The organism is Hypericibacter sp. (assembly GCF_050729195.1).
Taxonomy (GTDB): Bacteria; Pseudomonadota; Alphaproteobacteria; order Dongiales; family Dongiaceae; genus Hypericibacter.
Genome location: NZ_JBOHKS010000210.1, coordinates 1 through 14,768 on the forward strand (window position 1 = coordinate 1; position 14,768 = coordinate 14,768).

General features: G+C 63.7%; 12 protein-coding genes. 5 read left to right on the top strand and 7 right to left on the bottom strand.

Annotated features, from left to right (window positions below):
* Nucleotides 1-87 precede the first annotated feature (87 nt).
* The 3 genes from ACREE8_RS16280 (at nt 88) to ACREE8_RS16290 (ending at nt 3,975) form a co-directional block, all read left to right on the top strand.
* Nucleotides 88-1,485, top strand: a complete 1,398-nt coding sequence (locus tag ACREE8_RS16280) for an aminotransferase (RefSeq protein ID WP_431574065.1) — start codon at nt 88-90, stop codon at nt 1,483-1,485.
* 72 nt (nt 1,486-1,557) lie between these two features.
* Nucleotides 1,558-3,687: a tetratricopeptide repeat protein gene (locus ACREE8_RS16285; RefSeq protein WP_431574066.1), complete on the top strand. Its 2,130-nt coding sequence runs from the start codon at nt 1,558-1,560 to the stop codon at nt 3,685-3,687.
* Nucleotides 3,688-3,711: 24 nt separating this feature from the next.
* The gene (locus tag ACREE8_RS16290) at nt 3,712-3,975 is read left to right on the top strand and encodes a DUF3303 domain-containing protein (RefSeq protein WP_431574106.1); all 264 of its coding nucleotides are present in this window, start codon (nt 3,712-3,714) and stop codon (nt 3,973-3,975) included.
* A 132-nt stretch (nt 3,976-4,107) separates the two neighbouring features.
* Here ACREE8_RS16290 and ACREE8_RS16295 read toward each other — a convergent pair whose 3' ends face one another.
* The 3 genes from ACREE8_RS16295 to ACREE8_RS16305 form a co-directional block, all read right to left on the bottom strand.
* Nucleotides 4,108-4,623 carry a hypothetical protein gene (locus tag ACREE8_RS16295; protein WP_431574067.1) on the bottom strand — a complete coding sequence of 172 codons (516 nt, stop codon included), beginning with the start codon at nt 4,621-4,623 and terminating at the stop codon, nt 4,108-4,110.
* A 15-nt stretch (nt 4,624-4,638) separates the two neighbouring features.
* Entirely contained in the window at nt 4,639-6,318 is a 1,680-nt protein-coding gene (locus ACREE8_RS16300; protein WP_431574068.1) for an FAD-dependent monooxygenase, read from the bottom strand.
* Between the two features lie 633 nt (nt 6,319-6,951).
* Nucleotides 6,952-7,851, bottom strand: a complete 900-nt coding sequence (locus ACREE8_RS16305; protein WP_431574069.1) for a LysR family transcriptional regulator — start codon at nt 7,849-7,851, stop codon at nt 6,952-6,954.
* A gap of 165 nt (nt 7,852-8,016) precedes the next feature.
* Here ACREE8_RS16305 and ACREE8_RS16310 point away from each other — a divergent pair, with 165 nt between their 5' ends.
* Together ACREE8_RS16310 and ACREE8_RS16315 are read left to right on the top strand one after the other, a co-directional pair.
* A complete protein-coding gene (locus ACREE8_RS16310; protein WP_431574070.1) occupies nt 8,017-9,429 on the top strand; it encodes an aldehyde dehydrogenase family protein in 1,413 nt (470 codons plus the stop codon).
* A 187-nt stretch (nt 9,430-9,616) separates the two neighbouring features.
* Nucleotides 9,617-10,066, top strand: a complete 450-nt coding sequence (locus ACREE8_RS16315) for a nuclear transport factor 2 family protein (protein ID WP_431574071.1) — start codon at nt 9,617-9,619, stop codon at nt 10,064-10,066.
* A 153-nt stretch (nt 10,067-10,219) separates the two neighbouring features.
* Here the strand turns inward: ACREE8_RS16315 and ACREE8_RS16320 are convergent, their stop codons facing one another.
* The 4 genes from ACREE8_RS16320 to ACREE8_RS16335 all read right to left on the bottom strand — a co-directional run bounded on the left by ACREE8_RS16320 (nt 10,220) and on the right by ACREE8_RS16335 (nt 14,759).
* Nucleotides 10,220-10,684, bottom strand: coding sequence for an N-acetyltransferase family protein (locus tag ACREE8_RS16320; RefSeq protein ID WP_431574072.1), 465 nt, complete (start codon nt 10,682-10,684; stop codon nt 10,220-10,222).
* 15 nt (nt 10,685-10,699) lie between these two features.
* Complete coding sequence (locus tag ACREE8_RS16325) at nt 10,700-11,122, bottom strand: hypothetical protein (protein WP_431574073.1); 423 nt, start codon at nt 11,120-11,122, stop codon at nt 10,700-10,702.
* A 34-nt stretch (nt 11,123-11,156) separates the two neighbouring features.
* Nucleotides 11,157-13,394 (bottom strand): DNA topoisomerase IV subunit A, encoded by a 2,238-nt coding sequence (gene parC / locus ACREE8_RS16330; protein WP_431574074.1) that lies wholly within the window; start codon nt 13,392-13,394, stop codon nt 11,157-11,159.
* A gap of 90 nt (nt 13,395-13,484) precedes the next feature.
* Nucleotides 13,485-14,759: an NAD(P)/FAD-dependent oxidoreductase gene (locus ACREE8_RS16335; protein ID WP_431574075.1), complete on the bottom strand. Its 1,275-nt coding sequence runs from the start codon at nt 14,757-14,759 to the stop codon at nt 13,485-13,487.
* Between the last annotated feature and the right edge of the window lie 9 nt (nt 14,760-14,768).

Below are 14,768 nucleotides of genomic sequence, written 5' to 3' on the forward strand. Positions count from 1 at the left end.
CCGCAGCCGCACCCCTCCCCCTACCCCCTCCCGCAAGGGGAGGGGGCGTGATTTCTTTGCAATGGATCGCAGCCCTGGGAGATACCCATGAAGAACATGAAATATGACGGCAAGGCGCTCTGGCAGATGGACCGGGATCACTACATCCATCCCTGGACCGACTTTTCCACCTTCAAGGAGACCGGCTCGGACGTCATCGCCGAGGGCGACGGCATCTATGTGTTCGATGCCGACGGCAAGCGCTATATCGACGGCATCGGCGGCCTCTGGTGCGTCAATATCGGCTATGGCCGCGAGGAGATGGCGCAGGCGCTGGCCGAGCAGGCGCGGCGCATCTGCTACTACTCGACCTTCACCCATCTGACGACGCCGCCCGCGGCCGAGCTGGCGGCGAAGCTGGCGCAGCTGGCGCCGGGTCCGCTCAACCACGTCTTCTACACGACCGGCGGCTCGGAATCGAACGACAGCGCGGCGCGCCTCGTCGCCTTCTACTTCAATCGCCTCGGCAAGAAATCGAAGAAGAAGATCATCGCGCGCGTCGACGGCTATCACGGTTCGACCCTGCTGACCGCGACCATCACCGGCGTGGGGTTCGACAAGATCGGCTTCGATACGATCGACGACATGGTCCATCACATCCCCTGCCCCAATCCCTATCGCCGGCCGGACGGCATGACGGTCGCGGAATATGGCGACCAGTGCATCGCCGATATCGAGAACAAGATCCTCGAGCTGGGGCCGGAGAATGTCGCCATGTTCTTCGCCGAGCCGATCATGGGCGCCGGTGGGGTGATCGTGCCGCCGCCGGGCTATCACAAGCGCGCCAAGGCGGTCTGCGAGAAATACGAGGTCATGTACATCTCCGACGAGGTGGTGACGGCCTTCGGCCGCCTCGGCCATTTCTTTGCCTCGAAGGATCATTTCGATTTTCAGCCGGACATCATCACCTCGGCCAAGGGCATCACCTCCGGCTATCAGCCGCTGGGCGCCATCCTGCTGTCGGACGAGATGTATGACGTGATCAGCGTGCCCCAGGAGAAGGGCGCGATGCTCACCAACGGCTTCACCTATTCCGGCCACCCGATCGCCTGCGCGGCGGGGCTCAAGAACATCGAGATCATGGAGCGCGAGGATATCTGCGGCCATGTGCGCGAGGTCGGGCCCTATTTCCAGAAGCGGCTGGAGAGCCTCTACGACCTGCCGATCGTGGGCGACGTCCGGGGCAGCCATTTCATGCTCTGCGTCGAGTTCGTCGCCAACCAGAAGACCAAGGAACTGCTGCCGCACGAGGCCGCGATCGGCAGCCGCATCTCCCGGCTGGCCCAGGAACGGGGCGCCATCATCCGGCCGATCGGCCATCTCAACGTGATGTCGCCGCCTCTGACCATGACCAAGGCCCAGGTCGACGATCTGGTGGAGATCATCCGCCAGTCGGCGGTCATCGCCATGGACGAGCTCAAGCGCGAGAAGCTCTGGAACGGCTGAACCGGGAAGAATCGGGAGCAAGGCCGGTCGGATTAACCCGTCCCTAGGGTGACCGGCCTATCCTGCCTTCCCATGGGGGACGAACCGGCCGTCAACAATCTGACCGCGGCGGTCGACCGGCTGAAGGCCGGCCGGCCCGAGGAGACCCTCGCCATCTGCCGGGCGCTGGTAACGGCCCAGCCGCAGGATGTCGAAGCCTGGCATCTCATGGGCGTCGCCCATGCCGCGCTGCGCCAGCCGCCGCAGGCGCTGGTGGCCTTGCGGGAGGCCGCCCGCCTCAAGCCCGATCATCTGGAGATCCAGCGCAATCTGGGCGCCATCCTGGCGCAGGGCGAGCGTTTCGAGGAGGCCGTGCCCTATCTCGAAGACGCTCACCGGGCCGACCCCGATCACGCCGGCACGCTCATGAATCTCGTGCGCGCCTTGCGCCAGAGCGGCGACAGCGCCGCCGCGATCGCCCGCCTGGAATCCTATCTCGCCCGGCATGGGCAGGACGCCCAGGGCTGGTACGAGCTGGCGCTGTTGCGCGAGGCTCAGCGCCAGTCGGGCCGCGCGATCGAGGCGCTGGAGCAATTGCTGCGGCTCGACCCGGCCCACAATGCCGGCGAACGGATGCTGGCCACATTGTATTTCAACCGCCGCGACTTCACGGAGGCCGCCGATTGCTGGCGCCATGTCGCCGCGCGCATGCCCGACGACGCGATGGCGCAGCGTCAACTCGCCGATGTCCTCGCCATCCAAGATGAGGACGAAGCCGCCGATGCGGCCTATGCCCGCGCCCTGGAACTGCGCCCCGACTGGGGCACCGAGTTCCGGCGAGCGACGTTGATGCCCTCGATCATGGAGAGCAGCGCCGCGATCGTCCGGTTGCGGGCGCGTTATGGCGAGCGCATTGCCGCCCTGGCGCAGCGCAATCCCCGGCTTGCCGATCCCGAGCGCGAGGTCAGCACCTGCGTCGCCTTCAACCTCGCTTATCACGGCCATGACGACCTCGCGCTGCAGCGCCAGCTGACGGCCCTCTACCTTTCGGCCTGCCCCGCGCTCGGTGCCCGGGCGAAGCATCTCGACGCCTGGAAGCCGGGGAGCCGGTTGCGGCTGGGCGTGGTCTCGACCAACCTCACGGCCCACACCGTGGGATTCGTGACGCTCGGCCTGCTGCAATGTCTCGACCGGGAGCGGTTCGAGCTGGTGCTGCTTCGGCCGCCCGCGCCGGACAACGCCTTCCATACCGCGTTCGGCGTGCTTGCCGACAAGGATGTCCGTATTCCCTCGGACCTCGCCGGCGCGCGCACGGCGATCGCGGAGCAGGCCTGCGACATCCTCTATTATCCCGACATCGGCATGTCGCCCTTCACCTACTTCCTCCTGTTCTCGCGCCTGGCGCCGGTGCAATGCGTCGGCTGGGGCCATCCCGATACGACCGGCATTCCCAATGCCGATTACTGGATGTCCTCTTCCGTCTGGGAGCCGCCCGGCGCTCAAGCGCAATACAGCGAGACGCTGGTCCGATTGGCAGCGCCACCGATCCACTACCGGCCGATGATCCCCAACCCGCCGTCGCGCAGCCGCCAGGATCTCCGCCTGCCGGAGACAGGGCGGCTCTATCTCTGCGCCATGAGCCTGTTCAAACTTCACCCGGCCTTCGACCCGATGCTGCGCGCGGTCCTGCGACGGGATCCGACAGCGTGGCTGCTGCTGGCCGAAGGCCACAGCACGGCCTGGCAGGAGCCGTTGCGGCGGCGCATCGCCGGCGGCGACGAGGCCCTGCTCCAGCGCATGATCTTCCTGCCCCGCTACCCGCTGGAGGAATTCACCGCCCTCGCCTCGGTCGTGGATTGCCTGCTCGACCCGATCTATTTCGGTGGCGGCCGGACCAGCCTCGACCTGTTCCATACCGGCGCGCCGATCGTGACCTGGCCGGGACCTTTCATGCGCAGCCGCATCACCAGCGGCCTCTATCGCCGCATGGGCGTCGACGAGCTGGTCGCGCGCGACACCAAGGACTATGTGGAACGGGCGCTTCGCGTCGCGCAGGATGAGGATTATCGTCACGCGGTGAAGGCCCGGATCCGCGAAGCCTCGGGCGCGCTCTACGAGACGGTCGAGGCGGTGCGCGAGGTCGAGGACTTCTTCGCCGCTGCCGTCGCCGCGGCGGCCTCGGGCAGCGGTCCCGTGAACTGGGACCGGTCACCGCCGCCATAACGAAGGAGACGTCGCGTGCTCTTCATGGTGATCGAGAAATTCCGGGACCAGAACGTCAAGGCGGTCTATCGCCATTTCCGCGACAAGGGCCGGATGATGCCGGAGGGGCTGACCTTCGTGAACAGCTGGGTGACGGCCGATGTCGGGCGCTGCTTCCAATTGATGGAATGCGACGACGTCACACTGCTGCAGCGTTGGGTCGCGGAATGGTCGCACTTGGTCGAGTTCGAGATTGTGCCGGTGGTCACCGGGAAAGACGCGGCTGCCGCTTTGGCGTCGCAGCTCTAGGTCGTGTACTCATAAATCAAGATCGATGAAGTACGGTTCCAATCCACAACATGGGATTCGCGACTATGCGTTTCCGCTGCCTGGGTAGCCCCAACGGAAATTCTCACCGCGGAACTCAGCGCTTTTATCCCCTCAATGGGAATTGTCGAACTCCGAGACGCGTTTCAGGCTGTTGATCCAGAGATCATGCGCTCTGTGCATGGCGCCTGGGTCTGAATCGCGAAAAGCAACAGCGTTGGCCCCCTTCACCACCTCTTCTGTCACGACCTGGCAGCCGTTCAGCTTCTCGATCAAAAGCCATGTGTGAAAGGTAGCGAGGCCATCCGCCTCGCTGAACCAACCAATACGGCTATTGGGGAGAAACTCGTATACCCAGCTTTTGATGGCCAGGCCGAAGGTAGTCCATCGGAATCGGCCGCCTTCGCGCAAGACACCAGAGCGGTCGTCTAAGATCTGCACGTCTTCAGAGTTCGTGTACCAATGCGGCCAGTTCTCCGCCTCAACTATGTGCTGCCACACGGTTACAGTCGACGCATGGATGAAAACCTCATTGTGAGCGAACAAAACGGCGTCATCGGGCGAAAATTCTGGTGGCCAATGAACTTCAGTGGATTTCATTTTCAAGTCATCGCTCATGGTGGATGCCATCGGCTACCTCCGTCGCTACTTTCTTTCCCAGTGCGACCTCTGATCAATCTCTCCCCATCCCGTCGCGCGAGCGGCAAGCGCGGCGGCGTTGTCTGGCGGGCTGTCACCGCGCCAGGCGATGTGCAGGTCCGGCCGGAGCAGCAACGCCTTGCAGCCATAGACGTCCTGGATGCGAGGCTCGCCCAGGCGCACGACGTCAAACGGCGCGCCGATTTCGCGGAAAGCTACTTCCAGCGATCCCGTTTCGAACCGTCCCACCAGGTCGAGCAGCGTATATTCCTCGCCAAGCAGATCCTGCAGCGCCCGTCCATCCTTCAGCCACATATGCGGAACGCGCACCCCGGGCCGGGTGTGAGGTGTGTAGATGCAGGTATCCCACTCCGCGACGTTGTCCGCCTCCTCGGCAATCAGCGGCGAACCTGCATAGGAGTAGCCGAGCTCGACACCTCGCATGTCATGCATGCGACGATGATGGACTTTGGCGGAGGCGGCGATCGTAGCCCGCGCTGCAACACCTTCGGGTGTGACGTCGCGAACATTGGGTGTAATGAGCTTTCGCCAGATGGGTACGCTTGCAGCGGCCCATTCGCACGCTTGGCGATTGCGCAGGCCGATCGGGCGACGCTCCTGCTCGTACCCATCGAGCAGGCCTGGCCCGCCCCAACCCTCAATGACGCCGGCGAGTTTCCAGGATAGATCAAATGCGTCACCGACCCCTGTGTTCATGCCCAGACCGCCGAAGGGGATAAGCAGGTGGACTGAGTCACCCACTAGGAAAACGCGGCGGTCGCGGTAGCGCTCGGCGACGAGCAGATGATGGCGCCAAGGGACCACGTGGCGGATCTCGATCTCACAGGGGAAGCCGACGATGTCACGGATGACTGCCTCGAAATCGGTGTCGGGTGGCAGGCCGGTGTGCAAGGTGAACTCCTTACGACTGCCCTGTACGACCAAGGTCTCGACATGCGGCCAAGCGAAATTGTAGTGCCGGCCTTTACCGATCGGAATGCGCTCATAGAGATCGCTTGATCTGAAGATGACTTGGCAGGCGTCCCGGATTCGGCCCCGGCCTTCGAGCTTGATACCAAGCTTCTTGCGAACTGTACTCACGCCGCCATCGCAGCCTGCCAGGTAAGCGCCGCGCAGCAACTGCTCGGAGCCGTCCAGCAGGCGCGCCAGTACCGTCACACCAGAGTTGTCTTGCGCAAAATCGATGAGTTCGCAGCCATTGCGCACGGTGACGTTTAGCGTTGCTTCGGCGACCTCCTTCAGCAGAGGCTCGAGAGCATTCTGCGAGACGAGTTGATAGGGCTCTAGCGGAAGTGATCCGTCTTGGCACGACGCGATCCCTGCGCGGCTCTCGGCCACCGAGGGATAAGGCAGTACTGCCAGCGGTGGATCGCAGAGCCGGGTGACAATGAAGACATCCATCGGATTCTCGGGCGGATAACCCAACGCGCGGACACGATCAACGATGCCTATGCGGCGATAACATTCCATCGTGCGCGCATTGGAGCGATCCATTTTGGGCCAAGGTGCGGTTGTCGGGTTGCGCTCCACGATCAAGCACCGAACGCCGCGTCGACCCAAATCGATCGCCAAGGTCAGGCCCACGGGGCCCGCGCCGGCAACGATCACGTCAAAGTCACTCGCGTCGCCAATCGGTGTATCCACACTGTTGAGGGAATGTCTCACCACGCACCTCGATAATCGTTTGCCCAAGCCATTGAGTTGCCTCCGTTGATCTCACCATCGACCCCTCGCTTATCAAGGTTGTGGCGCGAATAGCGGTGATGAACTGAATGGATGAGCTGCGTGCGACGCCGGTGCGCCAGCGACAATCGGGGAGATCCAACGGCACCGAGCGGAACGCTACTTCTGGACGGGCGCGCGAAAGATGCTTAAGCGATCTGATCCTATTTCCCGCGGTCTCCAATGAAGAACCTGAGGCCCCGTAACCCTGACACTCGCAAATCGGCAAAGTCCCGCACCAGCCGGGCCAAGCGCCTGGCCGAGGGCTTGCTGCCGACTATCGGGGCCGTCCGCAGCAACGGCGTCGTCACTCCCCGGGGGAATGGCTGGGCATTCAATGAGGAGGTCATATCAGCGCCTGGCGGACCACATAGGTGCAGAGGATCTTGGCGCGTGCGAGCTGGAGGAGTTCGTCACCTCGCTGCAGCGGTTGCCCCGGCGTGCCTTGCGGCAGCCACCCCGCTTCACGCCGAGCCCGTCACGGTCGGGGTCGTTGCTGTGACAGCGATGCCTGGAGAGCCGATCGGGAGAGCCGGCCGGCTAAAGACGGCGTGGGAGTGGCCAACGCAAGCGTCGTCATTCGCCGAACAAATCCAGCACGATGCTGCGCAACCACCGATTGCCCGGATCGGAATGCTGTTGCCGATGCCAATACTGCATGATGTCGATGGACGGGATCGGAAAAGGAGGTTGAAGAATCTGCAGATCGGCGATCCGTCCAAATAGCTCACCAATCGGGACGGGTACTGTCACGACGAGGTCGGTTGATGCGATGACCATCGGGATGCTCAAGAAATGCGGTGAACGCAACAGCTCCCGTCTGCGGACCCCGTGTCTGCGCAAATATTGTTCGACGATCTCCTGGCTTCGGCCTTCGGTCTGCACTACAGCGTGCGGCAGGTCCCGGAACCGCTTCGGCGTCAGTCCGCCATGAGCCGCGGGATGCCCCGCGCGCACGACGCAAACGAAGCGGTCCCGGAACAGCCGTTGCTGGAGAAGGTCCGTGCCGCCGATGTCGGGAAAATGGCCAATCGCCAGATCGACTTGACCATTCTGCAAAGCAGCCGTCAGGTCCCGGGGCGGCATCGAAACTGAGCGGACGTCGACCGCTGGCGCCTCGGACATCAGCCGCCCCACTAGCTTCGGCAACATGGCGAGCTCGCCGACGTCCGTCATCGCGATCGTGAAGCTTCGGCGAGCAGTCTTCGGGTCGAAGACAGGCGCCGCCAGCACGCGCTCGCGTACACTCGCCAACATCGATTGCACGACAGGCGCCAGTTGCACCGCTCGCGCGGTGGGCTGCATTCCGGTAGGCACCTTCACGAACAGTGGATCGCCGATGCTCTTGCGCAACCGCTTCAGCGCGTGGGAGAGCGCCGGCTGGCTCAGCTCGAGCTCCTTGGATGCAAGCCCGAGATGCCCGTGACGCCACACGGCGTCGAAGACGCGCAGCAGGTTCAGGTCGAACTTATCCATTCCGCTCATCACCGTTATTCATGCCATCGACTTGAGTCATATGACGTTGATGGCCAGATCACCAAGGGTCAAGGGCGCCAATTCGAGACAAGCCCGTGCGAGATCTGCGGAGACCAGGTCTCGGAGACGCCCACTAAGCATGAGCCAGAGGGCAAAGGAGAACATATGAGCGACTACAAGCTACTGATCGGCGGCAGGCTCGTACCCGGAGCGATGACGCTGAATGTGATCAATCCGGCGACGGAGGGCGTGCTGGCCATGGCGCCGCGCGCCGACTGCGCGCAGCTGGAGGAGGCTGTTGCGGCCGCCAAGGCCGCCTTCCCGGCATGGTCGGCGACGCCGATCCGCGAACGCGGCGCGTTGCTGGCCAGGCTGGCCGACGCGATGGAGGCCCGGCAGGGCGAGTTCGCCCGGCTCCTGACCGAGGAACAGGGCAAGCCGCTGGCGGCGGCCATGCATGAGATGGATGCCGCCATTGCCAGGATACGCTACTTCGCGACCCTCGATTTGCTCCCCAGAGTGCTCCGCGAGGACGCGACGCGCAGGATCGTGCAAGAGCGCATGCCGCTCGGCGTGGTTGCAGCGATCACGCCATGGAACGTTCCGGTTCTCCTTCTCGCCCAGAAGATTGCGCCGGCGCTGCTTGCCGGCAACACGGTGGTGGCAAAGCCGGCGCCGACGACACCGCTGACGACGCTGAAAGTGGGCGAACTCTGTGCCCAGATTCTGCCGCCCGGCGTGATCAACATCATCGTCGACCAGAACGATCTGGGCGGCGCGCTCACCAGTCACCCCGATGTCGCCAAGGTCACCTTCACCGGATCGACCGCGACCGGCAAGAAAGTGATGGAGAGCGTCGTGAGCACGCTGAAGCGCCTGACGCTGGAGCTTGGCGGCAACGACGCCGCGATCGTGCTCGACGATGTCGATCCGAAGGAGGTGGCGCCTAAGTTGCTTGCCGGTGCACTCTTCAACTGCGGCCAGGGCTGCATCGCCATCAAGCGTCTCTATGTCCATGAGTCCCAATATGACGAGATCTGTGACGAGTTGGGGCGGCTTGCCCGTAAAATCATCATCGACGATGGGCTCAAGCAGGGCACCCAGATGGGGCCGCTACAGAACAAGGCGCAGTTCGAGAAGGTGAAGGACTTCCTTAAGAGCGCCAGCGAGAGTGGCAAGATCATAGCAGGCGGCAATGCGCTGCCCCGCAAGGGCTATTTCATCCAACCGACGATAGTGCGCGATATCGATGACGACGCGCGGCTGGTCAAGGAGGAACAGTTTGGTCCGATCCTGCCGGTGCTGCGCTACTCCGATGTCGACGACGCCATCGCTCGCGCCAACGATACGGACTACGGGCTCGGCGGCAGCGTCTGGTCGAACGATCTCGCGCGTGCCGCTGCAGTGGCCGCGAAGGTCGTCTCCGGCACGGTCTGGATCAACCAGCATCTCGACATGCACCCCGACATACCCTTCCGGGGCGCCAAGCAGTCTGGCATCGGCACCGAGCAGGGTCAGGAAGGGTTGGAGGAGTACACGCAGGCCAGAATTGTGAACATGGCGAAGGCGCGGGCATAGGGCGCCCCTCCTCCTCGCCGCAGCGAGCGCGGCGGGGAGGACTCTTGATCAGGGGGTGGGTCGAGGCTCGTGCTGGTGGCGTTTGCGAGTCGCAAGAGTGATTCGCAACGCGCTCGGGTGAAATTGGATGAATCGAAAGGATGGCACGCCAATGGTAGTAACGTTACGCACGCCAGGATGTTTCGCCATGCGCTCAGTTCTCATGGCGATCTCTATCGCCCTGCTGCTCATAGCGCCGGCTTCGGCGTCCGACGCCGGGGTGTTCTCTCGGGTGGAGCGCTTTATCGACGCCTGGAACAGGAACGACGCTGCGGGAGTGACCGATTGCATGTCGGCCTCTCCGACGATCATCGACGATTTTCCGCCCCATTACTGGTCGGGGTCGAGCGCCCTTGTTGACTGGGGAAAGGATTATGCGATCCTCATGAATGAGAATGATATCACCGATCCTCGCGTGATGTTGTCGAGGCCAACCATCATCGACGTGCACGGCACCAAGGCGTATGTCGTGGTGCCAGCGACCTATAGCTACAAACAGCACGCCAGACCGATGCAGGAGAAGGGCATCCTGACTGTTGCGCTCGAAGGATCACATCAAGGCTGGCGCATCACGGCATTCGCCTGGACAAAACAATAGGCAATACCCACTAAGTGGCTATCCTGACGGATGGCCGTTTCGGGTCAAACTCGGCCGCAGCAACAAGTCTGCATCGAGTCCGCTGTTGCCCCAACATCGGAAATCGCCGGTCGGATTCACGGCTTCAGGAAGTTGCCCTGCAACGGCTCGCTCTTAGCCCAGTAGCAACCGCATGCCGGTATGGTTCGCCTCGAACCCAAGGGATTCGTAGAAGCGCCGGGCGTCGGTCCGGGATTGGTGGACGAATAGCTCGACCACCTGACAGTCCTTCTGCTTGGCCTGATCGACCGCCCAATCCAGCAACCGATGGCCGATGTGGCGATTGCGATAGCGTTTATCGACGCGGACATCCTCGATCAGCATCCGTCCCGCGCCTTGATGGCTGAGGCCGATCATGAAATTGAGCTGCAGGCAGCCGATGATCGTCTTGCTGCTGTCCTGCACCACGGCCAGCACGGCGTTGGGATCGCGGCGCAGCTTGTCGAACGCCTCCCAATAGCTATCGGACAAGGGTTCGTCGGGCTCCTCGCGGTTACGGCCCAGCGGATCGTCGGCCAGCAGCCGGACGATCGCCGGAACATCGTCGCGCAACGCCCGGCGGATGGTGATGTCATCCATGGCAGGCCGCGACGATCACCGCACCCGTTCTGGCGATTGTCGGCGGGCTTCGATCGCCATTTCCAACTCGCGCTCTCGCTTGGCATGGTCGGCCGATTTGATCTCGGTCCTGCCCATCAATCGCCCCCAGGAGGTCTTATCGGTCCAGACTATGCCCGTGGCCACGGCCCACCATTTCACCCTCGGCCAATCATCTGCTCGTTCCAAGGCCCAAAGGCGCCACCGCGGCACGGATATGGACCACCAGAGCCACCCCAATGCGACGGCCAGGAACAAACAGATATAAAAAATGGTGCCGGGCATCTCGCCCAAGGTGAAGCCTACCAGATCGCTCAAAATGAAGATGGCCGTTGTAATCAAGGCCATGGTGGGAACGACGACCCCGAAAACGCCTGCCAAGATCACCTTTCCGACAGTGAGCTGAGTGGCGGCTGTCACTCTTAGACCTCGTTATCCACGGTCAAACTACCTTTTAGAACTTGTTCGAGCGCGGGAAACCCTGCGGCGGCAGACGGCCCGCCTGGGCTCGCTGGCCGATCCAATCCTTGAGGCCGGTTTCGGTCCGGCTCCGGTCGCCCGAGCGCCAGCTCAGGCCTTGCTTCAGCCGGAAGCTCTTCACGTCCGAGAGGCCGCCATCCTTGTATTTCTGCAGAATCACACCGCGGCCGCGCGTCATCTCAGGCAGTTCGTTCAAGGGGAACAGCAGCAGCTTGCGGTTAGTCCCGACCACGGCGACATGGTCGTCGCCCTCTTCCACGAACGCGAAAGCCGTGGCCTCCTCGCCTTCGGTCAGGTTCAGCACCTGCTTGCCGGCGCGGGTCTGCGCGATCACCTCGTCCTCGGGCACGACGAAGCCGCGGCCCGCGGTCGAGGCCACGATCAGTTTGCGGCCGGGCTTGTTGACGAACATACCGACGGGATCCTGCTCGCCCAGATCGATCATCAGCTTGAGCGGCTCGCCATAGCCACGGCCGCCCGGCAGCTTGTCGATGCCGATGGTGTAGAAGCGGCCGTTGGTGCCGAACACGATCAGCTTGTCGGTGGTCTCGGCCTGGAGATGGAAGCGCGGCCGGTCGCCTTCCTTGAACTTGATCTCGTCATCGGCCTCGACATGGCCCTTGAGCGCGCGCACCCAGCCCTTGGCCGAAGAGACCACGGTGACCGCCTCGCGCTCGACCATCGCCTCCATCGGGATCTCGACATCGGCCGGCACGGTCCCGAGGTCGGTGCGGCGCTTGCCCAGCGGCGTCTTCGGTCCGAAGCGCTTCTTGATGTCGGCGATCTCGTCGCCGACGCGCTCCCACTGCCGGTCCTCGTCCTTGAGCAGGCCCTTCAGGGTCTTGCGCTCGGCCGTCAGATCGTCGTTCTCCTTGCGGATCTCGATCTCTTCCAGCTTGCGCAACGCCTTCAACTTCATGTTGAGGATGGCGTCGGCCTGGACCTCGGAGAGATCCCACTTCTTGATCATCTTCGCCTTGGGATCGTCCTCCCGGCGGATGATGCGGATGACCTCGTCGATATTGAGATAGGCGATCAGCAAGCCGCCCAGCACTTCCAGGCGGCGCTCGATGTCGGCCAGGCGGAAGCGGCTGCGGCGCAGCAGCACCTCGCGCCGGTGATCGAGATAGGCCCGCAACACCTCCGCCAGCGACATGACACGCGGCGTCTGGTCGGCGCCCAGCACGTTCATGTTGAGCGGGAAGCGGACCTCCAGATCGGTCTGCCGGAACAGCTGCTCCAACAGGTGATCGGGATCGACATTCCGGCTCTTGGGCTCGAGCACGATGCGCACGTCGGTCGTGGATTCGTCATGCACGTCGTCCAGGAGCGGCAGCTTCTTCTGCTGCAGCAGGTCGGCGATCTTCTCGATCAGCCGCGATTTCGGCACCTGATAGGGAATCTCGGTGATGACGGCCTGCCAGGTGCCGCCCTTGAGCTCTTCCTTGACCCATTTGGCCCGCACGCGGAAGGAACCGCGCCCGGTCTTGTAGGCTTCCAGAATGGCCGAAGGATCCTCGACCAGGATGCCGCCGGTCGGGAAGTCCGGTCCTTTGATATGCTTGACCAGCGAGGCGATGGTCGCATTCGGCGACTTGATCAGATGCAGCGCCGCGTCGCAGATCTCGCCGATATTGTGCGGCGGGATCGAGGTCGCCATGCCGACGGCGATGCCTTGCGCGCCGTTGGCCAGGAGGTTCGGGAAAGTCCCCGGCAACACCAGCGGCTCGGAGCCCTCGCCGTCATAGGTCGGGCGGAAATCGACCGCGTCCTCGTTGATGCCCTCGAGCATCAGGGCCGCGACCTCGGTCAGCCGCGCCTCGGTGTAGCGCATGGCGGCCGGGTTATCGCCGTCGATATTGCCGAAATTGCCCTGGCCATCGACCATCGGGTAGCGCTGCGCGAAATCCTGCGCCAAGCGCACCATCGCGTCATAGATCGAGGAATCGCCATGGGGATGGAACTTGCCCATGACGTCGCCGACGACGCGGGCCGATTTCTTGAAGCCCGAGCCCGGATCGAGATGGAGCTGACGCATCGCATAGAGCAGCCGGCGATGGACCGGCTTGAGACCATCGCGCACGTCGGGCAGCGAGCGCGCCATGATGGTCGAGAGCGCATAGGAGAGGTAGCGCGAGCTCAGCGCATCGGCGAGCGAAACGATATTGATGTCGCCGCTGGGCGGCGGAGGGGCGGCTTTGGTCTTGGCCATCTCGGACTCTGGCTGGGGAATCGCGAGTTATAGTAGACCGAGGGGGTCGCCGGTCAATGGATTGGGTGTCGCGGGGGATTTCCGGGCCGGCTACCAGCGGCGATCCACGCGATAGGGCGTCATGTCGAACCCCGAAGGACGGCTCGCGACCAGATCCGCGATCAGCCGCCCGGTGATGGCGCCGTAGGTCAGGCCCAGATGACCATGGCCATAGGCGAAGAAGCAGTTGGCATAGTCGCCGCCGCTGATGACCGGCACGGAGTCGGGCACCGAGGGCCGGAAGCCCATCCATTCGGTCTTGCCCTGCTCCTGGAGCCCCGGAAACACGGTGCGGCCGCGCTCCAGCAGCACCCGCGCGCGATCATAGTTGGGCGGCAGATCGAGCCCGCCCAGCTCGACCGTGCCGGCGAAGCGAAGCCCATGCTCCAGCGGCGTCGCGACGAAGCCGTAATCGGCGATATGGATCGGCCGGCGCGGCGTGACCGCCGGGTTCGGCAGCATGACGTGATAACCGCGCTCGGTGTCGAGCGGCACCTTATGGCCCAGCATCTGGGTCAGCCGCTTCGACCAGGCGCCGGCCGCCAGCACGACGGCATCGATCGCATGCTTGCCGGCGGCGGTCACGATATGGGTCGGCCCTTGCGGCCCCATCTCGAAGCCGCGGACGTCCTCCTGCAGGATCCGCCCGCCCTTCCTCACGAAATGCTGCGCCAGCTCTTGCACCAGGCGGAAATTGTTCACCGTCTGCGCATGCTCGGGATAGAGCACGCCATGCTTGAAGTCGGGCGCGAGCGTCGGCTCCATCTGGCGCAGCTCATGCTGGCCGAGGATCTCCACCTTCACGCCGCGCCGGCGCGAGAGCTCCAATTCATGCTGGGCGCCGGCGAAGCTCTTGTCGCTGCGATAGACGCTGAGCCAGCCTTCCTCGCGCAGCATGTCGAGCAATCCCGCCTCGCCCATCAGCGTCTTGAAGGCGGGAACCGATTGCTGCGACAAAGCCCAGAGCGCGATCGAGGCATTCTCGACCCGCGCCGGCGCGCTGGCCGCCACGAACTTCAACAGCCAGGGCGCCAGCTTCGGCAGATAGCTCCAGCGGATCGCGAGCGGCCCCAGCGGATCCATCAGCATGCCCGGCACGCGCCAGAGGATCCCCGGCATGGCGACCGGCTCGCAGGAGGCACCGGCGATGATCGCGGCATTGCCTTTCGAGGTCCCCTCGCCCGGCGGCCCCCGGTCGATCACGGTGACGCGATGTCCGTCGCGCTGCAGATAGAGCGCGGCGCAGATCCCGACAATCCCGGCGCCGATGACACCGATATGGCGCGGCGCGGCGGGCTGAACCGGCGCCTTGGATTCAATCGTCATCAGGGGGAG

What these genes read in the sequence shown, in the direction of transcription:
- ACREE8_RS16280 (WP_431574065.1), top strand. Translation starts at nt 88, where the DNA reads ATGAAGAACATGAAATATGACGGCAAGGCGCTCTGGCAGATGGACCGG.
- ACREE8_RS16285 (WP_431574066.1), top strand. Translation starts at nt 1,558, where the DNA reads ATGGGGGACGAACCGGCCGTCAACAATCTGACCGCGGCGGTCGACCGG.
- ACREE8_RS16290 (WP_431574106.1), top strand. Translation starts at nt 3,712, where the DNA reads ATGGTGATCGAGAAATTCCGGGACCAGAACGTCAAGGCGGTCTATCGC.
- ACREE8_RS16295 (WP_431574067.1), bottom strand. Translation starts at nt 4,623, where the DNA reads ATGGCATCCACCATGAGCGATGACTTGAAAATGAAATCCACTGAAGTT.
- ACREE8_RS16305 (WP_431574069.1), bottom strand. Translation starts at nt 7,851, where the DNA reads ATGGATAAGTTCGACCTGAACCTGCTGCGCGTCTTCGACGCCGTGTGG.
- ACREE8_RS16310 (WP_431574070.1), top strand. Translation starts at nt 8,017, where the DNA reads ATGAGCGACTACAAGCTACTGATCGGCGGCAGGCTCGTACCCGGAGCG.
- ACREE8_RS16315 (WP_431574071.1), top strand. Translation starts at nt 9,617, where the DNA reads ATGCGCTCAGTTCTCATGGCGATCTCTATCGCCCTGCTGCTCATAGCG.
- ACREE8_RS16320 (WP_431574072.1), bottom strand. Translation starts at nt 10,684, where the DNA reads ATGGATGACATCACCATCCGCCGGGCGTTGCGCGACGATGTTCCGGCG.
- parC (WP_431574074.1), bottom strand. Translation starts at nt 13,394, where the DNA reads ATGGCCAAGACCAAAGCCGCCCCTCCGCCGCCCAGCGGCGACATCAAT.
- ACREE8_RS16335 (WP_431574075.1), bottom strand. Translation starts at nt 14,759, where the DNA reads ATGACGATTGAATCCAAGGCGCCGGTTCAGCCCGCCGCGCCGCGCCAT.